This is a genomic window from uncultured Clostridium sp., assembly GCF_947036855.1.
In the GTDB taxonomy this organism is placed as follows: Bacteria; Bacillota; Clostridia; order Clostridiales; family Clostridiaceae; genus Sarcina.
The window spans coordinates 1-15,540 of the sequence record NZ_CAMQRY010000003.1 but is presented as its reverse complement, the minus strand read 5'-3'; the positions used below and the strand labels follow the sequence as shown (position 1 = coordinate 15,540).

The following is a 15,540-nucleotide window of genomic DNA, read 5'->3' as shown; positions in this document are numbered from 1 at the left end:
AAGAAATACCTTTAGCTCAAACCTACATATCACTTTTTCTTAATTTATCTAAAACCCCTGCAACATCATCACTAAGATTATCCCATAAAAGATTTCTATTAGCACTTTCATTTTTCTTAGTTCTTACTTTTATAACATCTTCAACTTTTACTACTTCATTGTAAAATTCTAATGAAGGCATTCTTGTTGCACCTCTTTGAAAAATTGTTTGTTGCTCTAGATTATCTGATGTAACCACTAAAACCTCATATCTTTTTCCTAGTTCATTTACTCTTCTCTCTATATAACTGTCAGCTGTCTCACTAGATTTAGTGTATACTACACTTACATTTTTATTTCTACCTACAGACTCTTCTTTTTCATCACTGTTACTGAGTTTATGTGCATCAAATACTATAAAAGCTTTACAATTTTTAAACGAAGCATAATTTTCAACTTTCTCTATCAATTTAATTCTTCCATTTTCAAGATCAGTTTCTTTCATTACCTTCTTTAAACTTGGCCAACTATTTATAACATTATATGCATCAATAAATACAAATTTCATCAATAACTACTTTTTTTCTACTTTATTAGTCTTGATTTTAAGACTTCATACATCATTATACCACCAGCAACTGACGCATTTAAAGAGTTTATTTTTCCAACCATAGGTATTTTTACTAATTTATCACATTTCTTAGCAGTTAATTTAGACATTCCTCTTCCTTCATTTCCTATTATTAGCGCACAAGGTCCTGAATAGTTTACACTATAACTAACCTCTTCTGCTCTTATATCTGAACCATATATCCAAACACCTTTTGATTTTAATTTATCTATTTCATTATTAACATTTGTAACTTTAGCAATTCTCATATGCTCTATAGCTCCAGCTGCTATTTTATAAACTGTTGATGTTACTCCAACATTTCTTCTTTTTGGTATTATTATTCCATGAACACCACAAAGTTCTGCTGTTCTAACTATTGAACCTAAATTATGAGGATCTTCTAATTCATCTAATATTATTATGAAAGGATCTTGACCTTTTTTAGCCGCATAAGCTAAAATATCATCAACTTCACTATATTCAAAAGGTGTTATTTGAGCTATTACCCCTTGATGTGAACCTGTTTCACTTAATGAATCTAATTTTTTTCTATCTACTTCTTTAAGAACTATACTTTTATCTTTAGCCATTCCTATAATTTTAGTTATTGAACCTTCTAATTTTCCTTTTGCTATGAATATTTGCTCAACTGTTGCTCTTTCTGATTTTAAAAGTTCAATTACAGAATTTCTTCCTTCTATTAAATCTTCTCTTCCAGACATTTGTCCATCTATTGCTGAAGCTTTAGCCATTTTCTCTTCATATCTTTCTCTTCTCTCATCTTTTGCTAATTCTTTTTCATATCTTCTCATTTGTCTTGCTCTGTTTTCTGACTTTGTCATTTTATATTCCTCTTTTCTTTCTTTAGTTTTATTTTTGTTATTTTACATTTTTATATTTCGTCATCTTATATTTTATATCATCATGACTTCTTTCTTCACTTTCCTCATATAATTCCCATGACTTATCATTACTTATATTAGGAAAGTATTTATCTGCTATATACTCATTCTCTATTTTAGTTATATATAATTCATCACAGTAAGGTAGGAACTCTTTGTATATAGCTTCTCCGCCAATTATAAAAACTTCTTTATTTGTGTATTCTTTTAATTTCTCTAAAGTCTCATTAACTGAATTACAAACTACAAAACCATCTTTTTTATAATCTTTACTTCTTGTTAGAACTATATTAACTCTATCTTTCAACGGAGCTTGTTTTGGTAATGATTCTAATGTTTCTCTTCCCATTACAATTACATTGTTAATAGTATTTTCTTTAAAGAACTTCATATCGCCTGGAATGCGTAAAAGTAAGTTTCCTTTATGACCTATTCCAAATTTTTTATCTACTGCAACTATAGCTTTCATATTACACCCTCCCTAATTAGATAGCTACTGGTATTTTTTTTACCTGCTCGCCATGCTCATAATTTTCTAAAGTAAAATCTTCAACTTTAAAATCATAAAAATCTTTAATATCTTTATTTATGATTAGCTTTGGTGCTTCAAATGATTTTCTTGAAATAAGTTCTTCTACAAGTGGAATATGTCTATCATATATATGTGCATCTGCTATTACATGAACAAACTCTCCAACTTCTAAACCTGATACTTGTGCAAACATATGTACTAGTATTGCATATTGAGATACATTCCAATTATTTGCTACTAATATATCTTGTGATCTTTGATTTAATATTGCATTTAATTTATTTCCAACAACATTAAAAGTCATACTATATGCACAAGGATATAAATTCATTTCATGTAAATCATCATGATTATACATGCTTACAATAATTCTTCTACTATATGGATTATTTTTTAAATCATATAAAACTCTATCAACTTGATCAAACTCACCTTCTGAGTATTTATGTTTAAGACCTAATTGATACCCATAAGCCTTACCTATACTTCCAGTTTCATCTGCCCAACTATCCCAAATTTTACTATTTAAATCATTTGTATTATTTGATTTTTTTTGCCATATCCATAGAAGTTCATCTATAGCTGCTTTGATATTTGTAGGTCTAAGTGTCATTATAGGAAACTCTTTTGATAAGTCATATCTATTAACAACACAGAATTGTTTTATTGTGTGGGCTTCTTCTCCATCAAGCCATTTAGCTCTTATAACCTGCCCCTTTGAAGATTCACCATTTTTTATTACATCTTCACACATTTCTTTAAATATTTTATCTGCATTACTCATATTTAATACCTCCATAATTTCAAACTATCCTTTTATATACTACCATTTTATTTCTTTAAATTATCTACACCTTTTTTAACAAGCTCAATTAATCTTTCTTGTTGATTTGTTAAGTAAAGGTATCCTATTAAAGATTCAAAACCTGTTGCAGCTCTATAATCTCTAACATTTGCATTTTTAGGAACTGTTGCTGATTTTGCATTTCTTCCTCTTTTAAAAATGTATAATTCATCCTCTGTTAAATCATCTTGAATTATTAACATTATGTCACTTTGACCTTTAGCTTTCACATAGTTTATTGCTTCTACATGTATTTTATGTGCTGATAATCCTTGATTACCATTAAAAACATAACTTCTAACATAAACTTCATATACTGCATCACCAATTAAAGCTAACTGAAGTGGGTTAAATTGCTTTGCTTCTTGATTAGTGTATTCCTTAAATAACATTTTATCTAACATTTTATCTCTCCTTAGCTAAAATAGATATTTACATAATCTATCTCTACTTATATAGATTATATATTTTTTCACATTATTTATCTATTACTTTTTATCTATTCTCTTTATTTATCGACATATTATATTAATTCTAATCTTAATTTATAAAAATATAACATTCAAATTTCTACAAATTAAAAGCTATCTCGAATTTGAGATAGCTTTTAATTATATTATTAAAGTTTTTTCCATCTAACACCTTGTGGTGTATCTTCTAAAACAATACCTCTTGCTTTAAGTTCATCTCTAATTTCATCTGATCTCTTAAAGTCTTTATTTTTTCTTGCTTCTTGTCTTTCTTGAACTAAGTTATCAATTTCATCATCTAAATTTACTTTAGTAGAATTTTGAAGTATTCCAAGTGGACCTCCTAGTTCTCTGATTAAATCTAAAACTTTAACTGCAAGTTCTTTTGAATTTGTATTTGCCATATGTGTATTTATATCTTTAACTAAATCAAAGATAGCTGTTATAGCATCAGCAGTATTAAAATCATCATCCATTTTTTGAATGTATTTTTGTCTATATTTATCAAGTCCTGATAAATAAGTATTCTCTTCATCACTCATAACTTCAGTACTTGCTTTATCTATTATTTCTTCAAGTTTTGAAACTGCATTATATAATCTTTCAATTGAGGCTTTAGCTGATTCTAATAAATCGTCACTAAAGTTAAGTTGTTGTCTATAATGAGCAGATAACATTAGGAATCTTATTATATCTGAATTATATTCTTTTAATGTTTCTCTAGCAGTCTTAAAGTTATTTAATGACTTAGACATTTTTTGATTATTAACATTTACAAATGCTGAATGTAACCAATAGTTTGCAAATGGTTTCCCTGTTAAAGCTTCACTTTGAGCCACTTCATTTTCATGATGTGGGAATGCTAAATCTGATCCACCAGCATGAATATCTATTGTTTCTCCAAGAAGTTTTTTAGCCATACATGAGCATTCTATATGCCAACCTGGTCTACCTTCTCCCCATGGACTTTCCCACGCAGGTTCGCCTTCTTTTTTAGCTTTCCATAATGCAAAATCTAAAGGATCTTGTTTTCTATCATCAACATTTATTCTTGCACCTGATTGCAACTGATCTATATCTTGACCTGATAATTTACCATAACCCTCAAATGATTTTGTTTTAAAGTAAACATCACCATCAATAGCATAAGCAAATCCTTTATCTATTAGTCCTTTTATGAATTCAACCATTTCAACCATAAACTCTGTAGCTCTTGGATTAACTGTTGCTCTCTCTATGTTTAGCCCATCAGCATCTTGATAATATTCTTTAATATATCTATCACCAAGTTCTTTTACTGTGCAGCCCTCTTCATTAGCTTTATTAATCATTTTATCATCTATGTCAGTAAAGTTTTGAATAAAGTTCACCTTGTATCCTCTATACTCTAGATATCTTCTTATTGTATCAAAAACTATAAATGTTCTACCATTTCCAATATGGAAAAAGTTATATACAGTAGGTCCACATACATACATGCTAACCTCACCTTGAACTATAGTTTTGAAATCTTCTTTTTTATTATTAAGAGTGTTATATACCTTCATTCTTTTTACCTCCTTGTATATTTATATAATATAGTGTAAAGATTTTCTACACTATATTATATACTATTATTTTACTTATTATTTGTTAAATTCTTCATTTATTTTATCATATATATCTGAAACTTTAACAACTTCAGCCTCTGCTGCTGTTCTAAGTTTAAACTCAAGTTCACCTTCAGTTATTCCTCTACCAACAGTAACTCTCATAGGAACTCCTAAAAGTTCTGCATCTTTAAATTTAACTCCAGCTCTTTCTTTTCTATCATCTAAAAGAACATCAAATCTCATTTTCTTAAGAGTTTCATAAATTTCTGTAGCTGCAGTCATTTGCTCTTCATTTTTTGAATTAACAGGAACTACAACTATTTGGTATGGTGCAACTTCCATTGGCCATATTATTCCATTTTCATCATTGTGTTGTTCTATTATTGAAGCAAGAGTTCTAGTAACTCCTATTCCATAACATCCCATTAAGAAAGGTTTAGCTTTTCCATTTTCATCTATGAAGTTTGCACCCATAGATTCTGAATACTTTGTTCCAAGCTTAAATATATGTCCAACTTCTGTTCCTCTAGCTATTGTGATAGTTCCATCACAACAAGGACATTTTTCACCTTCAACAATATTTCTAAAATCTCCAATAGTTCCTTCAAAATCTCTACCATAGTTAACATTCTTTAAGTGGTAACCTGTTTCATTAGCACCTACAACAAAGTTAAACATTTTTGAAACTTCTTCGTCAACTAACATCATATCAACTTTTAGTCCTATAGGACCAGCAAATCCACATTCAGCATTTGTAGCTTCTCTAACCATTGAATCACTTGCCATAAGAAGTTCTAAAACATCTCCAATAGCATTAGTAACTTTAGTTTCATTAACCTCCCTATCTCCTCTAACAAATACAGCAACAACTTTTTCATCTGCTTTAAATATTAAAGTTTTAACTGTATTTTTAGCTGAAACATTTAATGATGTTGCAACTTCTTCTATTGTTCTCTCATTTGGAGTTTCTACTTTTTCAACTGCTAATAATTCTGAAACAACTTCTAAATCAGCTGTTGTTTTAGCTTTTTCTATATTTGCTGCATAATCACACTTAGTACAGAAAGCTATATCATCTTCACCAACTGAAGACTTAACCATAAACTCAGCTGAATTTGAACCACCAATTGCACCTGAATCAGCTTCAACACATTTAGCATCAAGTCCACATCTACTAAAGATATTATTATATGCTGCTTGCATTCCATCAAAAGCTTTATCAAGACCTTCTTGATTTATATCAAAACTATATCCATCTTTCATTATGAACTCTCTTGATCTCATAACTCCAAATCTTGGTCTTCTCTCATCTCTATACTTTGTTTGTATTTGATATAAGTTAAGTGGAGCTTGTTTATATGACTTAACAGTTCCTCTAACTATATCTGTGAAAACTTCCTCATGAGTTGGCCCAAGACAAAACTCTCTGCTATTTCTATCAGTAACTCTAAACATCTCTCCGCCGTAAGCATCCCATCTTCCTGACTCTTTCCAAAGTTCTGAAGGAATTATAGCAGAACATAAAAGTTCTTCTGCACCTGCATTATTCATTTCATCTCTTACTATTTCTTCAACTTTTTTAAGTGCTTTTAAACCATATGGCATATAGTTATATATACCTGCTGCACTTTTTCTCATAAGCCCCGCTCTAAGCATTAACTTATGACTTTCTATTTCAGCTTCAGCTGGAACTTCTCTTAATGTAGATATTAACATCTTTGACATTTTCATTACTAAATATCCTCCTAACAATTCTTTATAAAAAAATAAAAAAACCCGCCCTAATATTATTAGGGCGAGTTATATATCTCGCGGTACCACCTAAATTTGTACTCTAATCATGATAACGGTATTAAACCGATAGTTTTGCTATACTCCGAAGTAGGTTCAAAGTTTTTTTGGAAATCTTTCAGCCGGTGAATCTCCTCTCTAAACTGTTTTCTTCTACTATTCTTCATCATAGTTTTGCAATATTTTCTTTTAACTTTCTAAATTATATATGTTAATTTTATTCATGTCAATATAACGCTATGACAGCTTTTAATACTTTACAAACTCTCTTGCTAGTATTAAATCTTCTTCTGTCGTTAATTTAATATTTTTATAATCACCTTCATAAAGATATACTTTATTTCCATAATGCTCAACAACCATAGTATCATCAGTTACACAAATATTTTCTTTTTGTATCTTTTCATGACACTCTTTAATCATAGAATAATTAAAGCACTGCGGTGTTTGAATAGCAAACAAACTTTCTCTTGTCGGTGTTTCTTTTGAAAATGAATTTTCATTTCTTACTTTTATAGTATCCTTTGGAACAACTCCTGGTGCTGCTGCTCCAAACTCATATGCAAAATTTATTCCATCTTCAATTATTTTATTTGAAACAAACGCTCTAGCTCCATCATGTATCAATACAACATTAGCATTTTCTATAGCTTTTAATGCATTATATACAGAATCTGACCTTTCTGCTCCACCTTCAACAATTTTACTTATATTAAAATTAAATCTACTTTGTATTTTTGTATTAAAATAATCAATTTCATCTTTTGGAAGAACAATTATTATTTCATTTACCATCTTACACTGCTCAAATTTCTTTATAGTATAGTATATTAAAGGCTTTTCATCTATTTCTATAAATTGTTTACTAACTGGTGCATTCATTCTTTTCCCTTTTCCACCTGCTAGTATTATAGCTACATTCTTCATAATTTAATTAATCCTTTTTCTTTGCAAAAATCATTCTTCCAGCAGCAGTTTGTAATACTGAAGTTACTTCAACAGTTATCTCTTGGTTCATATATTTTCTACCACCCTCAACAACTATCATAGTTCCATCATCTAAATATGCAACACCTTGAGTCTGTTCTTTACCATCCTTAACTATTCTTATAGTCATATCCTCACCTGGTAAAACAACAGGTTTTATAGCATTAGCAAGTTCATTAATATTAAGAACTGGCACACCTTGAACCTCTGCAACCTTATTTAAATTATAATCATTTGTAAGTACTTTACCCTCAATTTTTTGTGCAAGTTTTAAAAGTTTACTATCAACTTCACTTATTTCGGGAAAATCACCTTCCCAAATTTCAACCTCCATATCTAGTTCCTTTTGAATTTTATTTAATATATCAAGACCCCTTCTTCCTCTTACTCTTTTCAAAGAATCAGAGCAATCTGATACATGTCTAAGTTCATCAAGTACAAAACCTGGTATAACTAAAGTACCTTCTATAAATCCTGTTTTACACAAATCAAAAATTCTTCCATCTATTATTACTGATGTATCTAAGATTTTAGGAAATTTACTTCTTTGTGTTTTAGCTTTTTTCTCTTTGCTTACTGATGGTTTTTTTAAACCTTCAAAGAAAGCTATAATTTCATTTCTTCTCTTAACAAATATATTAATCCCTATAACTCCCAATATAATATCAGCAAATATATACATTATATTACCTATTAGTGATCCAAGATTAGCACTTAGTCCAGTAAGTAAACTCTTTACTGGCAAGAATACTACTGATGCAACAAGTATTCCAAATATAGCTCCAAGTAAACCAAATATAAGTTCACTTCCACTAAGTTTACCAACACTACTTTCTATTGTCTCAACAATCTTAGATATTCCTTTATATATATATGGTGAAATAAAGAAAAATATAATACCAAATAAAGCTGATATTAATGTATAACTTATTACTTTAGTTATATTATTAGATAAAAACTCTATATTTTCTATAGCCGAACTCTTTAACACTACATCTGATATTACTGCACCAAGCAAAACACCAAATATTGTAACTAATCCTCTAAAAACTTTTTTAATCATAGCTACCACCTCCTATTTTATTATTAACATGAATAAAAAAAATATATTATAATTCCTGATAGGTTTTTACCTACATTACCTAATTATAACACATCATTTTATTAGAGTCTTATATTTAAGGTTAATCCAATCTTACTTTTAACTATCTTTTTTATTAATATTTTTATACATCACCCCCTATTAATTTTCTTATATTTGTTTTATATTAGACTAAACGTTGCAAGTGTTTTTTATATGTAATTTACTTAATTTTTAAATGTTATTATATTATATTATATAAGGTTATAAACTAAGGAGTTGTATTTTAAAATGAATGATTTAATATTTGATAAATTTCAAAGTACCGTAGCTGATTCTTTGCTAAGACATAAAAGTATACTAGATATTTTAAGCAAACATCAAGATTCTCAAGCTAGAATTTTTAGAGCTATTTGTAAAGCTATCACATCTTGTGGTTGTGTTGAAATAAATGCTTCTAAACAAAATTTTTCTGATAGCGACTCTATTGCAAGTTTCAAAAGTTCACTTGATTCTCATATCAATGGTACTATTTGTGAAAACTGCCGTAGTGTTATAGAAACTGAACTTGGCAATAATATTTTCTATCTAGTTTCCCTTTGTGAAACTCTAGATATAAATTTCTTTGATATACTAGTAAAAGAAAATGAAAAAATGAAAACTCTTGGCGAGTTTACTTTTAGATAAAAAAAAGATGCAATGCAGGCTTACTTATTTTGCCCCGCATTGCATCTTTTATTCTATCTATTTCTTTAATGAAACTTGCTCTTGAATTCTTCTAAGTCCATTTCTTATAGCTCTCGCTCTAGCTTCTCCTATACCTTCAACCATATCTAAATCTTCTTTAGATGCTTCTAGTATAAATTTAAGATTTCCAAAATGAGATACTAAATTTTCTATAACTGTTGAAGGAATCCTTGGAACTTTATTTGTTATTCTATAACCTTTAGGTGCTATAAAGCTTTCAGTTAGTCCTTTTCCTGTATATCCAAGTAACTTCGATATTTGTTCCACATCTAAAAGTTCTTCTGAACTTAGTTTTTGCATCTCTTTATATATATTTTCATAATCAATGCCCTCTTTACAATAATCTCTTATTAAAAGAATTCCATCTTGCTCTACGCAATTTACAAGTTCATTAAGCTGCATAGATATTAATCGGCCTTCATTTCCAAGCTCTATAATATATCCTTCAACTTCTTGAACTATTCTCATAACCATTTCAGTTCTTTGAATAGCCCCTGCAACATCAAATAAAGTTGCTAAATCTTGAAATTCTAATATATTAAGATTATTTATAACCTTGTCTAAAACCTTTATATACCTTTCAAGTGTTTGAACAGCTTGATTTGCCTTTGATAAAACTATACTACTATCTCTTAAAACATACTTTATATCACTTTTATAAATAGAAATCATATTTCTTCTTTGTGATATTGCTATTGCTATACATCCTGTTTGCTTTGCAACTCTTTGCGCTGTTCTATGTCTAGTTCCAGTTTCAAAAGTTGCTATTGATGAATGTGGCATTAACTGTGCATTAGCAACAAGTATTCTTTTAAGATCTGAACTAATGATAAGCGCCCCATCCATTTTTGCAAGTTCATATATATATGCTGGTGAATATGGTGAATCTATTTTAAAACCACCATCTACAACCTCTAAAACTTCCTCCTTATTGCTTAAAACAACAAGACCTCCTGTTTTAGCTCTTAAAATATTTTCAAGTCCTTCTCTCAAAGTAGTCCCTGGACTCATTATCTTTAGTATATTTTTTAATTCTTTATTATTTTCTAATCTCATACACTCACCTATCTACTTATAAATCTTAGCGATTGCCTCTCTTAAAGTACTAACTCCTATTAAATTAATTTTATTTTTCCCTTTTACCTTTTCTATATTTTTATAAGGTATTATTGCATTAATAAATCCCATTTTCTCGGCTTCATTTAAAATTCTATCACAACTTGAAACTGGCCTTATTTCTCCTGTAAGTCCTACTTCACCTATTATTATTACTTTTTCTAAAGAAGTTGTAATACCCTTATTAGATGAAAATAGTGATAATGCTATTCCTAAATCTCCTGTTGTTCCTTCAATACTAAGTCCACCAACAACATTTAAATAAACATCACAATTATAAAAATAGACTTTTAATTTTTTTTCAAGAACAGCAAGTATTAAACTCATTCTTGAATTATCAAATCCTATAGCAGTTCTTCTCGGCATTGGAGCCTTAGTTTCACTAACTAAAGATTGTATTTCAACAAGAATTGGTCTTGTTCCTTCCATTATTCCTATAACAGCCGAACCTTCCTGTCCAAAACTTGTATCCTCTAAAAATAATTTAGATGGATCGGTTACTTGAACAAGTCCTATCTCACTCATTTCAAAAACTCCAATTTCAGATGTTGTTCCAAATCTATTTTTCATAGTTCTAAGAACTCTAAAATCTTCTGTTCTTTCTCCTTCAAAAGATAAAACTGTATCAACCATATGCTCTAAAACTTTAGGTCCTGCAAGTTCCCCTTGCTTTGTAACATGGGCAACTATAAATAGCGGAATATTTTTTCCTTTTGCAATTCTCATCATAATATTTGAACACTCTTTAACTTGCGAAATACTACCTGGAGCTGATGATACACTTTCTCTATATACTGTTTGAATTGAATCTATAATTATAAAAACTGGTTTGATTTCATCTATATAAGCTTCTATAATATCAAGATTGTTTTCTGCTACAATATATAATTCATCTGCAGTAACTCCTAGTCTATCACCTCTGATTTTTATCTGTTCTTCAGACTCCTCACCAGATACATAAAGAACTTTTCCATATTTATTACACATATTATTAGCTGCTTGTAATAACAATGTTGATTTACCAATTCCTGGTGCACCTGATATTAATGTAAGAGAACCTTTTACAAGACCTCCACCAAGCACTCTATTTAATTCTAAAATTTGAGTATCATATCTTAATTTATCACCAGATTTTATATCACCTATTTTTTTTAAGGTGTTCATTTTTTCTGTCATATTAATAGTAGGCTTTGTTTCTTTACCAGCTACTTCTTTGACTTCTTCAACCATTGTATTCCACTTTCCACAAGATGAACATTTTCCCATCCACTTAAGTGACTCAAATCCACACTCTTGGCAGAAGAATACAGTTTTTACTTTTGCCATTTATCACAACTCCAAATTTATTCTTTTTAAATATATTTATATAATATAATATAATATAATAATATCATATAAATATATTAAAACTTAAACATATTTGTAATATATATTTTCTCTATTTAATTTATATTTTTATTATTGTCTATTTATTTGAAATTTAATACTTTATTTATTAATTTAAATTCATATAAAAAAAAACTGCATGCAATATTAGAGTTTTACTTAAACTCTAATACCATACAGCCCTTCTACACAACTAAAATTATTTAGAAATTTTAGCAGCAGCAGCTTCATCAATAATAATAGTTACATCTCTGTGCATTTGTAACATAGATGCTGGACAATCTGCTGTTATTTTTCCATTCATCATACTTTGTACTGCTTCAGCTTTTCCTTCTCCACTAGCTATAAGAAGTATTTTCTTCGCTTGCATAATTCCACCAAGACCCATTGTTACAGCTGTTTGTGGAACTTCACTAGCATTCTTAAAGAATCTAGCATTTGCATCTATAGTATCCTTAGTTAATCCTGTTAGGTGACTTCCTACTACTAAATGGCTATCTGGCTCATTGAATGCAATATGCCCATTTCCACCAAGACCTAGTAATTGAAGATCAATTCCACCAAGTTCTACGATTCTGTGATCATAAGCTAAACACTCTGCTTCTATATCTTTTGCTAAACCATTAGGTACAAAAGTTCTAGCTTTATCAATGTTGATATGATTGAAAAGTGTATCATTCATAAAGAATCTATAACTTTTCTTATGCTCTCCTGAAAGTCCAACATACTCATCTAAGTTAACACTTGTAACTTTTGAAAAATCCACTTTTCCATCTTTATTCATTTTAATTAAGTTTTCATACATCCCTACTGGAGTTCCACCTGTTGCAAGTCCTAGAACTGCCTCTGGTTTATTATTAACTATCTCTGCCATAAACTGTGCTGCTTTTAAACTAACTTCTTCATAATTTTTTACTACTACTATTTTCATTTTAATTTCCCCTCTCTTTTATATATATTTACTTCTAAGGTATATTTGTCTGATCTATAAATTGCCTTTTCATAAAAAAGCATTTTATCATCTTGGCTATATACCTTGTTATTAACATTTAACAGTGCTACTTTATCATCAAGTTTAAATAGCTTTGCAAAATCATCATTATATAAAATAGCGTTTATACTTGAATCACAATAAGATATATGATGATTCATAGATTCTAAATATTTATATATTGAATCCTTTATATTTTCCTCAGTTAAGTTTTTACCTAAAGAGTACGGCATATATATAAGCTCATTTGCTATAATCTCACCATCAACAACTCTATTTCTATCAATCTTATAAACTGTATCTTCAGAAAGCATAGAATGTAAAAATTTTGGAGTTTTTATAACATCAAAGTTTAAAATAATATTTTCAAGCTTTCCACCTGTTTTTTCTATTATTTCAGTGAAACTCATAATATCTTTTTGTGTAACTTTTGGCTTACATACATAAGTACCTTTACCTTTTTTCTTAATTAAAAATCCTTCTTGTACTAATTCACCTAAAGCCTGCCTAATCGTCATTCTACTAATTAAGAATTTTTCTGATAATTCACGCTCACTAGATATTAAATTCCCTTCTTTCCAAATTCCTTTCTCAATATTATCTAAAATTATAGATTTTAATTGAAGATATGCAGGAACTTGACTACTTTTATCTATCATAAAATTCTCCTCCTAAACTAATTATAGTGGTCTAGACCAGACTTGTCTAGACCACTTTGTGCTGTTTACACTTTCTTAACTATTTTAATATTTTTTCAAAGATATGAATAGTTAATTCGTTTTTGAAGAATACTATTACTATAAAATAGTAGGAGTGATTTTTTTGGATAAACTAGTAAACTTATTAAAATCAAGTGATTTATTATATAGCAATCCGCTTAAAGCAACTGAAAAACCTATAATTAGCAAAGTCAATGTTGAAAATAGTGATATTATGAATAACTTTTTAATAAATAATTCTATTGACACAGAATCCACACAAAAATAACATTTTTTAAAGTTATAATAAACCATAATTACTTTTAATTAGTATGCTACTTCAAATAAACATATTAATAAATTATTTCAAGTAAGCACTAAAAGTAATAAAATTTATAAATAAACTCAAGAGGTGAATTAAATGATAAAAGTATATAGTACTCCAGTATGTCCTTGGTGTGATAAAGCTAAAGACTACTTAAAAAGAAAAGATGTAGAATTTACAGCTTACAATGTTCAAGAAGATATGGAAGCTAGAGAAGAAATGGTTTCTAAAACTAAGCAAATGGGTGTTCCAGTTTTAGATATAAACGGAACAATAATCATAGGATTTGACAGAAAAGCTATTGATGAAGCTTTAAATAAATAGCATAAAAAACTGAGGATAACTTATTATATGTTATCCTCAGTTTTTTCTTTTATATAACTAATTGCATTAAGGACTGCAATTACCGAATCATTAATATCTGTCGGTATTTCATTAATTACTTTCTCTATACCTGCTCCACTAGCAAAAACTCCACTTATATTTGTTTCCATACTTTCATTAACTCTTATGTAACCATCTTCTCTATGCTCTAAAGAAACATCCTTTTCATACACACTTGGATTTTTACCAAACGAACCAATTATAGCATCAAGCCTCAACCTTTTCCGCTTTCCGCTATTTATATCATTTAAATAAATCCCTTCTAGTTTTTCAAACCCAAAAGCACCTATTAATTTATAACCACTTATAACTGTTATATTATCATTCTTCTCTATGTTTTTTAACATTTTCTTCGAATACTCTATGTTTTCACTTCCCTTTATAATAACGACTTTTCTAGCTATTTTAGATAAATATAAAGCTTCCTCAAACATAGAATGGCTATTTCCTATAATCGCAACTAACTTATCATTTAGTACTTCTATATTAGCAACTATATTATAGTAAATTCCATTATTCATAAATTTTTCGCAATTCTCAATATTAAACCTTTCAACATCATTACCTGATGTTATAACAACAGCTTTTGCTATGTACTTTTCCTTACTTGTTTGAATAATCTTAATATCACTTGTGAAAATAGCTTTTTCTATATCAACAATTCTTTTTATAAGAACTCCACTCTCTTTAGCCTTTTCTTCCAAGCTTTTTATATCATTTCCTATTGATAAAAAATCTAAATTACTTTTTATGATTTTCACTTCATCTTCTTTATGCTTATCTAAAACTGCTACACTCATCCCTGCTCTTGAACAATAAATTGCAGAACTCATAGATGCCCTATTAATTCCTAGAATCAATATATCCACATATATATTATTTTCCACTTTGGCCTTCCTCTCGCTGCAACAAATCTAACTTTGAAATACAACATTTTATTAGTTAAAAAAATATTAATATTTAGTTAAATTTTAATGTATTTTATCATTAATTACAAGAAAAAAAGAAACTACACATTTGTAGTTTCTTTAAATTTATTATTCTTGGATATTAATAACAATAGCTTTTGGTCTAGACATTGACTCTATAGAATATCTTATTC

At 28.7% G+C, this 15,540-nt stretch carries 17 protein-coding genes; 3 read left to right on the top strand and 14 right to left on the bottom strand.

Annotation, left to right across the window (positions count from 1 at the left end):
* Nucleotides 1–22: 22 nt before the first annotated feature.
* The 9 genes from Q0V15_RS01065 to Q0V15_RS01025 form a co-directional block, all read right to left on the bottom strand.
* Nucleotides 23–547 carry an NYN domain-containing protein gene (locus Q0V15_RS01065; protein WP_297435143.1) on the bottom strand — a complete coding sequence of 175 codons (525 nt, stop codon included), beginning with the start codon at nt 545–547 and terminating at the stop codon, nt 23–25.
* 17 nt (nt 548–564) lie between these two features.
* Nucleotides 565–1,434 carry a 23S rRNA (guanosine(2251)-2'-O)-methyltransferase RlmB gene (gene rlmB, locus Q0V15_RS01060; RefSeq protein WP_297435142.1) on the bottom strand — a complete coding sequence of 290 codons (870 nt, stop codon included), beginning with the start codon at nt 1,432–1,434 and terminating at the stop codon, nt 565–567.
* A 37-nt stretch (nt 1,435–1,471) separates the two neighbouring features.
* A complete protein-coding gene (locus Q0V15_RS01055) occupies nt 1,472–1,963 on the bottom strand; it encodes a dihydrofolate reductase (RefSeq protein ID WP_297435141.1) in 492 nt (163 codons plus the stop codon).
* Nucleotides 1,964–1,979: 16 nt separating this feature from the next.
* The gene (gene thyA / locus Q0V15_RS01050) at nt 1,980–2,810 is read right to left on the bottom strand and encodes a thymidylate synthase (RefSeq protein ID WP_297435140.1); all 831 of its coding nucleotides are present in this window, start codon (nt 2,808–2,810) and stop codon (nt 1,980–1,982) included.
* 47 nt (nt 2,811–2,857) lie between these two features.
* On the bottom strand, nt 2,858–3,274 hold the full coding sequence (locus tag Q0V15_RS01045; protein WP_297435139.1) for a Mini-ribonuclease 3: 417 nt from the start codon (nt 3,272–3,274) through the stop codon (nt 2,858–2,860).
* Nucleotides 3,275–3,489: 215 nt separating this feature from the next.
* The gene (cysS, locus tag Q0V15_RS01040) at nt 3,490–4,887 is read right to left on the bottom strand and encodes a cysteine--tRNA ligase (protein ID WP_297435138.1); all 1,398 of its coding nucleotides are present in this window, start codon (nt 4,885–4,887) and stop codon (nt 3,490–3,492) included.
* Between the two features lie 78 nt (nt 4,888–4,965).
* Nucleotides 4,966–6,663, bottom strand: a complete 1,698-nt coding sequence (locus Q0V15_RS01035) for a proline--tRNA ligase (protein WP_297435137.1) — start codon at nt 6,661–6,663, stop codon at nt 4,966–4,968.
* A 309-nt stretch (nt 6,664–6,972) separates the two neighbouring features.
* A complete protein-coding gene (gene ispD, locus Q0V15_RS01030) occupies nt 6,973–7,653 on the bottom strand; it encodes a 2-C-methyl-D-erythritol 4-phosphate cytidylyltransferase (protein WP_297435250.1) in 681 nt (226 codons plus the stop codon).
* 4 nt (nt 7,654–7,657) lie between these two features.
* Nucleotides 7,658–8,773: a PIN/TRAM domain-containing protein gene (locus Q0V15_RS01025; RefSeq protein ID WP_297435136.1), complete on the bottom strand. Its 1,116-nt coding sequence runs from the start codon at nt 8,771–8,773 to the stop codon at nt 7,658–7,660.
* 309 nt (nt 8,774–9,082) lie between these two features.
* Between Q0V15_RS01025 and Q0V15_RS01020 the strand changes: the two genes are divergently transcribed.
* Nucleotides 9,083–9,478, top strand: coding sequence for a DUF1573 domain-containing protein (locus Q0V15_RS01020; RefSeq protein ID WP_297435135.1), 396 nt, complete (start codon nt 9,083–9,085; stop codon nt 9,476–9,478).
* 57 nt (nt 9,479–9,535) lie between these two features.
* Here the strand turns inward: Q0V15_RS01020 and disA are convergent, their stop codons facing one another.
* From disA to Q0V15_RS01000, 4 genes are all read right to left on the bottom strand, one after another.
* Nucleotides 9,536–10,594, bottom strand: a complete 1,059-nt coding sequence (disA, locus tag Q0V15_RS01015; protein WP_297435134.1) for a DNA integrity scanning diadenylate cyclase DisA — start codon at nt 10,592–10,594, stop codon at nt 9,536–9,538.
* A 12-nt stretch (nt 10,595–10,606) separates the two neighbouring features.
* A complete protein-coding gene (gene radA / locus Q0V15_RS01010; protein WP_297435133.1) occupies nt 10,607–11,980 on the bottom strand; it encodes a DNA repair protein RadA in 1,374 nt (457 codons plus the stop codon).
* A 259-nt stretch (nt 11,981–12,239) separates the two neighbouring features.
* Nucleotides 12,240–12,971, bottom strand: a complete 732-nt coding sequence (nagB, locus tag Q0V15_RS01005) for a glucosamine-6-phosphate deaminase (RefSeq protein ID WP_297435132.1) — start codon at nt 12,969–12,971, stop codon at nt 12,240–12,242.
* Nucleotides 12,968–13,690: a GntR family transcriptional regulator gene (locus Q0V15_RS01000; RefSeq protein WP_297435131.1), complete on the bottom strand. Its 723-nt coding sequence runs from the start codon at nt 13,688–13,690 to the stop codon at nt 12,968–12,970. The genes nagB and Q0V15_RS01000 overlap by 4 nt, the downstream gene beginning before the upstream one ends.
* A gap of 163 nt (nt 13,691–13,853) precedes the next feature.
* On the opposite strand from Q0V15_RS01000, the gene Q0V15_RS00995 reads away from it, so the two are divergent.
* Both Q0V15_RS00995 and Q0V15_RS00990 read left to right on the top strand, forming a co-directional pair.
* Nucleotides 13,854–14,018, top strand: coding sequence for a hypothetical protein (locus Q0V15_RS00995; protein WP_297435130.1), 165 nt, complete (start codon nt 13,854–13,856; stop codon nt 14,016–14,018).
* A 132-nt stretch (nt 14,019–14,150) separates the two neighbouring features.
* Nucleotides 14,151–14,378 carry a glutaredoxin family protein gene (locus Q0V15_RS00990; RefSeq protein WP_297435129.1) on the top strand — a complete coding sequence of 76 codons (228 nt, stop codon included), beginning with the start codon at nt 14,151–14,153 and terminating at the stop codon, nt 14,376–14,378.
* Between the two features lie 23 nt (nt 14,379–14,401).
* Here Q0V15_RS00990 and Q0V15_RS00985 read toward each other — a convergent pair whose 3' ends face one another.
* Nucleotides 14,402–15,325 (bottom strand): NAD(P)/FAD-dependent oxidoreductase, encoded by a 924-nt coding sequence (locus Q0V15_RS00985; RefSeq protein ID WP_297435128.1) that lies wholly within the window; start codon nt 15,323–15,325, stop codon nt 14,402–14,404.
* Nucleotides 15,326–15,540: the final 215 nt, after the last annotated feature.

What these genes read in the sequence shown, in the direction of transcription:
- Q0V15_RS01065 (WP_297435143.1), bottom strand. Translation starts at nt 547, where the DNA reads ATGAAATTTGTATTTATTGATGCATATAATGTTATAAATAGTTGGCCA.
- rlmB (WP_297435142.1), bottom strand. Translation starts at nt 1,434, where the DNA reads ATGACAAAGTCAGAAAACAGAGCAAGACAAATGAGAAGATATGAAAAA.
- Q0V15_RS01055 (WP_297435141.1), bottom strand. Translation starts at nt 1,963, where the DNA reads ATGAAAGCTATAGTTGCAGTAGATAAAAAATTTGGAATAGGTCATAAA.
- thyA (WP_297435140.1), bottom strand. Translation starts at nt 2,810, where the DNA reads ATGAGTAATGCAGATAAAATATTTAAAGAAATGTGTGAAGATGTAATA.
- Q0V15_RS01045 (WP_297435139.1), bottom strand. Translation starts at nt 3,274, where the DNA reads ATGTTAGATAAAATGTTATTTAAGGAATACACTAATCAAGAAGCAAAG.
- cysS (WP_297435138.1), bottom strand. Translation starts at nt 4,887, where the DNA reads ATGAAGGTATATAACACTCTTAATAATAAAAAAGAAGATTTCAAAACT.
- Q0V15_RS01035 (WP_297435137.1), bottom strand. Translation starts at nt 6,663, where the DNA reads ATGAAAATGTCAAAGATGTTAATATCTACATTAAGAGAAGTTCCAGCT.
- Q0V15_RS01025 (WP_297435136.1), bottom strand. Translation starts at nt 8,773, where the DNA reads ATGATTAAAAAAGTTTTTAGAGGATTAGTTACAATATTTGGTGTTTTG.
- Q0V15_RS01020 (WP_297435135.1), top strand. Translation starts at nt 9,083, where the DNA reads ATGAATGATTTAATATTTGATAAATTTCAAAGTACCGTAGCTGATTCT.
- disA (WP_297435134.1), bottom strand. Translation starts at nt 10,594, where the DNA reads ATGAGATTAGAAAATAATAAAGAATTAAAAAATATACTAAAGATAATG.
- radA (WP_297435133.1), bottom strand. Translation starts at nt 11,980, where the DNA reads ATGGCAAAAGTAAAAACTGTATTCTTCTGCCAAGAGTGTGGATTTGAG.
- nagB (WP_297435132.1), bottom strand. Translation starts at nt 12,971, where the DNA reads ATGAAAATAGTAGTAGTAAAAAATTATGAAGAAGTTAGTTTAAAAGCA.
- Q0V15_RS01000 (WP_297435131.1), bottom strand. Translation starts at nt 13,690, where the DNA reads ATGATAGATAAAAGTAGTCAAGTTCCTGCATATCTTCAATTAAAATCT.
- Q0V15_RS00990 (WP_297435129.1), top strand. Translation starts at nt 14,151, where the DNA reads ATGATAAAAGTATATAGTACTCCAGTATGTCCTTGGTGTGATAAAGCT.